Here is a 5,203-nt window from a genome sequence, read left to right on the forward strand (position 1 = left end):
CGTCATGCTGGCGGCAATAAATGGGTTGGCACAGGCGGTACCTCTCCGTTTGGTGCTTACGGTTATAATCCTGAAGGGATTAGAGTCGGCCAAGATAAAAACCGTAATAACAGTGCCGTAAAAGTATGGGACAAACGCGAGTTTAAAAACTTTGACCAAGACCGTGAACTTGGTACCCGAAATATAAAATTGGCCCTTAAAAAACTCAGAAAGTTTGCCCGTACTGGTGCCAGTGAAAAACTCGATATTCATACCACGATCAGCTCCACCGCCAAGAACGGCGGCATGTTAGATGTTCACATGGAGCCTGAACGTCACAACGCCGTTAAAGTATTGATGTTTTTCGATATCGGCGGCTCGATGGATGATTATATTCATACTTGCGAAGAGCTTTTTTCTGCCGCGCACAGTGAGTTTAAGCATTTAAAATTCTTTTATTTCCATAACTGTGTGTACGACACAGTCTGGCAAGATAATAATCGCCGCTTCGATAACGTCATTGATTTAGAAGAAGTCATCCGAACATTCGGTGCCGATTATAAAGTCATTTTTGTGGGTGATGCGACCATGGGTCCATACGAGATTATTGCTAAAGGTGGCAGTGTTGAACATTGGAATGAAAAACCCGGCATTGAATACATGAATCGATTGTTAGGTCATTTTAATAAAGTGGCATGGCTTAACCCTCAACCTGAAAATCGATGGCCTATACATCATTCTATTTCGATTATTCAACAATTGGTAAACGATAAAATGTATCCGTTAACGGTTGATGGAATAGGGCGCGCGATTAAAGATCTGAGTTAATCTTGTTTTGTGTACAGTTTGAAACAAATGACTGAATAAATGCAGGTAAGCGACTCCGTTAATTTGACTTTAGCTTAAGTTAGGCGGCCATTATGTTTTGAAAACAAAAGGATAGAAAATAATATGGAATTTTTACGCACCGACGATAGTTGTTTTGTCAATTTACCTGATTACCATTTTGCCGCTAATTACTTAACGGTTGATGACACTGAAGGTGGTCAACTTAGAGTGCAGTATGTAGATGAAGGCCCTAAAGATGCCGCACCAATATTATTGTTGCATGGTGAGCCAACTTGGAGCTTCTTGTACCGCAAAATGATCCCTATTCTTGTCAAAGCCGGTCATCGAGTTATTGCTCCCGATCTTATTGGTTTTGGTCGTTCAGATAAACCTACAAAACGTGCCGACTATACCTATCAACGTCATGTGGATTGGATAAAGTCATTGATGCTGCAACTTAACCTCACTGACATTACTTTGGTTTGCCAAGATTGGGGTGGGCTAATTGGTTTACGTTTAGCTGCCGAAGATAGTGAACGATTTACGCGAGTTGTTTGTGCAAATACCATGTTGCCCACTGGTGATCATGAGCCCGGTGATGCATTCAAAAAGTGGCTTCAGTTTTCACAAGAGGTTGAAGTCTTCCCAACGGGCCACTTAATTAACAGTGCTTGTGTATCGACATTAAGCGCTGAAGTTATTGCCGCTTATGATGCCCCGTTTCCTGATGAACGCTACAAAGAGGGCGCGCGTCAGTTTCCGTTATTAGTGCCAATCACACCAGATGATCCTTCAGCCGATAAAAACCGTGCTGCATGGAAAGTCTTGTCACAATGGCAAAAGCCTTTTTTAACAGCATTTAGTGACTCTGACCCCATTACTGCTGGCGGTGATGCTTTGATGCAGAAACTGATACCAGGAACAAAAGGGCAAAAGCATACGACGATTATCAGTGCAGGCCATTTTTTACAAGAAGATAAAGGCGAAGCATTGGCCGAAGTTGTTGTGCAATTTATTGCCGATAATCGATAATATTTACATTAAAAATAAAAAAGAGCAGCCATATTTGGCTGCTCTTTTTATTGAGAGTAAGACATTAAAGTGACTGGAGATAAGGCTTAACTGTGAGTCATTTCTTTAATCATGTCCAATGCAACAGCTTCAGCAATACTGATGCCGTCGATACCCGCAGATAAAATCCCGCCAGCATAACCGGCACCTTCACCTGCAGGATACAAACCTTTGGTATTGATACTTTGAAAATCATCCCCACGTTTAATTTGCACCGGTGAAGAGGTGCGCGTTTCAACACCCGTTAACATAGCGTCTTTACTGTCAAAACCACGAATCTTTTTACCAAATGCAGGAATAGCTTCACGGATAGCATCAATAGCGAATTGCGGTAATGCATCGCTTAAGTCAGTCATTTTTACGTTGGGCTTGTAAGATGGTTCGACGTTTTCAAACGGCTTTCCAATACCAGCGGCTAAAAAGTCGCCGACCATTTGTGCTGGTGCATCGTAATTGCTGCCACCCATAACATAGGCATGACGCTCCAATTTACGTTGTAGTGCGATACCTTGAAGTGGGTCATTATCAAAATCACTTGGGTCAATTCCAACTACAATGGCACTGTTGGCATTTCGCTCACTTCGTGAGTATTGGCTCATACCATTGGTCACTACCGCGTGTTCTTCTGACGTTGCTGCCACAACCACACCACCTGGGCACATACAAAAGCTGTATACACTGCGACCACTTTTACAATGATGAACTAACTTGTAATCAGCAGCACCTAACATTGGGTGACCAGCATTGATGCCAAAGCGATCTTTATCAATCATCTCTTGCTTGTGTTCAATACGAAAGCCAATCGAAAATGACTGTGCCTGCATATACACGCCTTTATCGTGCAACATTTGGAAAGTATCTCGGGCACTGTGGCCAATTGCAGCAATAACATGTTTAGAATGCAGCACTTCGCCATTTCTAAGCGTCACACCAGTGACTTGACGGTCAGTAATATTGATTTCATCCACACGGGTTTCAAAGCGAATTTCACCGCCTAAACGAATGATTTCGCGGCGCATTTTTTCCACCATGGTGACCAATTTAAAGGTACCTATGTGGGGTTTACTAACATAAATAATTTCTGCTGGTGCGCCAGCGGCCACAAACTCTTGTTTGACTTTTAAGCCTTTAAAACCGGGGTCTTTTACTTGGCTGTATAGCTTGCCATCAGAAAATGTGCCAGCACCACCTTCACCAAATTGGACATTTGATTCGGTGTTTAACTCACTGGTACGCCAAAACCTAAAGGTATCTTTAGCGCGTTCGTGGACAGATTTACCACGCTCTAAAATAATCGGCTTAAAGCCCATTTGTGCCAACATAAGCCCAACAAACAGGCCGCATGGTCCCATGCCAATCACCAATGGCCGTTCCGTTAAGCCTTCTGGTGCGGTAGCAACATACTTATAATCGGTATCTGGTGACACGCGGATATTATGGTCGTCAGCAAGTGAAGCTAATAATGTTGTTTCGTCTACGTTGGCTAATGTCACATCTAATGTATAAATTAACCAAATTGAATTCTTTTTACGGGCATCGTAGCCGCGCTTAAACACGTGTATGTCAATCAGCTGATCCGCTGAAATAGAGAGCCTTTGCAATACAAGTTCTTGCAGTGCGTCTTCATTATGGTCGAGAGGCAATTTTACTTGGTTTAAACGGATCATGATTTACCTAAAAAGAGACTTAAAAAACAGCGCGTAGTTTACGTGATTTAACAGTAAAATGAAATTATCTATTGATGCCATATGCCATACAGGCAGGTTCTATTAATGATATAGAGTAAATCATGGCCTTAGCTGAGTTTGTTTTCCTTTATAGTGTTCCGTCTAGACTCTTTATTTAGTGTTAATCTATAAACCATTTGATGATTTTTACAATTTTGTCATTAAATATTTAAGTGTTGGTCAGCTATCGAAATTTAATCAAACCAGTTACGGTATTCCATTAGCAAAATGAATGGTTTAGTTTACTGTGGTATCTGTCGTTGGTTGAGTTAAAGGGAGAGGTAATGTTACATCAAGGAATTTCTATCATGCTGGCCCCAGTATTGGTGTTTCAGGGACTTAAGGTTCGCCGTACTACGCCAAGGTTGCCTGAACCCGAGGGTGAACGAGTTGGAAAAACTGGATCGAATCCTGCGTTAAGCTTGCTTATTTTGGGTGACTCAGCTGCTGCAGGCGTTGGAGTGAGCAATCAACAACACGCTTTATTAGGACAGATTATTGAGCAATTAAGCCCTCAACTCGAATTTAGTTATGCATTGTTTGCTAAGACTGGGTCGACGACAGCCACCACGTTACAAGCCTTACATGAACGCATTGATACAGCCCATCCAATCCTCAGCCAAAAGCACTATGATGTTATTGTTACATCACTGGGTGTCAACGACATTACTTCATCAATCAGTTGCGATAAGTGGCTGCAGCAACAAAAACAGTTGTTAGAGCTCATTACTCAGCGGTACAAACCCAAACTGATACTAGTGACGGCGTTACCGCCACTGGGGTTATTTCCTGTTTTGCCCAATCCACTTCGATGGAGCTTAGGCCAGCGCGCCAATCAATTTAATCGTAAATTACAGCAATTATTAATTAAACTTGATCAGCAAGGCGCTCTGCCTATAAATCAACATATCGATCCCACTACAGCCTTTAGATTAATTAAACTGCCGTTAGACAACCCACGACCTGATATCACCATGCTTGAATTTATGCGCCAAGTCATGGCCACAGATGGGTTTCACCCTGGTGCACCGATTTATAATGCATGGGCAAATTTAGTGGTAGAGCAGATAGTTGGTGGTATTAAATCTGCAGCTTTTTAATGAAATAGCAGTATGTTATGCGTTTCTGCCTACTATGAGTCTGATATATGGCCTGCGGCCACTAACGTCGTCGCGCTTCACCACACCAGAGCAAATGGGTAAGCGCATTCTTGTTTATGAATCAGCCTTTGCAAACCCTCAGAGTTCCGGCAACATTTTCGCATTTTTACCAAACAATAATAGCGAAAAGGTCGCGACGGAAATTAATCTCGCTTTTGGCCTCGTTTGAATCCTGCTTCGGTCCATCTTGTAATAAGGAGTGAAAATGCTAACGCTTCCGATGGGAATCTGATGTGAATGGATTCACGAATGTCGTGATGGCAAGGTCAATGATGTTCCCGACATCATAATGACATTTCCCATATCCATATGGGTCAGATACCAAAGAACGACCTGTACCGCAAAAGCTAAGCTCACATCTGATAGGCAGGATGCCTGAATGCCTTGTAGCACATGGTCAATGATGTTCCCTACATCCTAATGACATTTCCAATATCC

4 protein-coding genes are annotated in these 5,203 nt (G+C 42.4%); 3 read left to right on the forward strand and 1 reads right to left on the reverse strand.

Features of this window, described 5'->3' with window-relative positions:
• A partial coding sequence (locus tag H5202_RS17725) for a vWA domain-containing protein (protein WP_182773239.1) occupies positions 1-807 on the forward strand: 807 nt, incomplete at its 5' end.
• A 123-nt stretch (positions 808-930) separates the two neighbouring features.
• Positions 931-1,839, forward strand: a complete 909-nt coding sequence (locus H5202_RS17730) for a haloalkane dehalogenase (protein WP_182773240.1) — start codon at positions 931-933, stop codon at positions 1,837-1,839.
• A gap of 86 nt (positions 1,840-1,925) precedes the next feature.
• On the opposite strand, the gene H5202_RS17735 is transcribed toward H5202_RS17730, so the two are convergent.
• A complete protein-coding gene (locus H5202_RS17735; RefSeq protein WP_182773241.1) occupies positions 1,926-3,545 on the reverse strand; it encodes an NAD(P)/FAD-dependent oxidoreductase in 1,620 nt (539 codons plus the stop codon).
• A 344-nt stretch (positions 3,546-3,889) separates the two neighbouring features.
• Here H5202_RS17735 and H5202_RS17740 point away from each other — a divergent pair, with 344 nt between their 5' ends.
• Complete coding sequence (locus H5202_RS17740) at positions 3,890-4,705, forward strand: SGNH/GDSL hydrolase family protein (RefSeq protein ID WP_182773242.1); 816 nt, start codon at positions 3,890-3,892, stop codon at positions 4,703-4,705.
• Positions 4,706-5,203: the final 498 nt, after the last annotated feature.

The sequence above is a fragment of the Shewanella sp. SG41-4 genome (assembly GCF_014164505.1).
GTDB lineage: Bacteria > Pseudomonadota > Gammaproteobacteria > Enterobacterales > Shewanellaceae > Shewanella.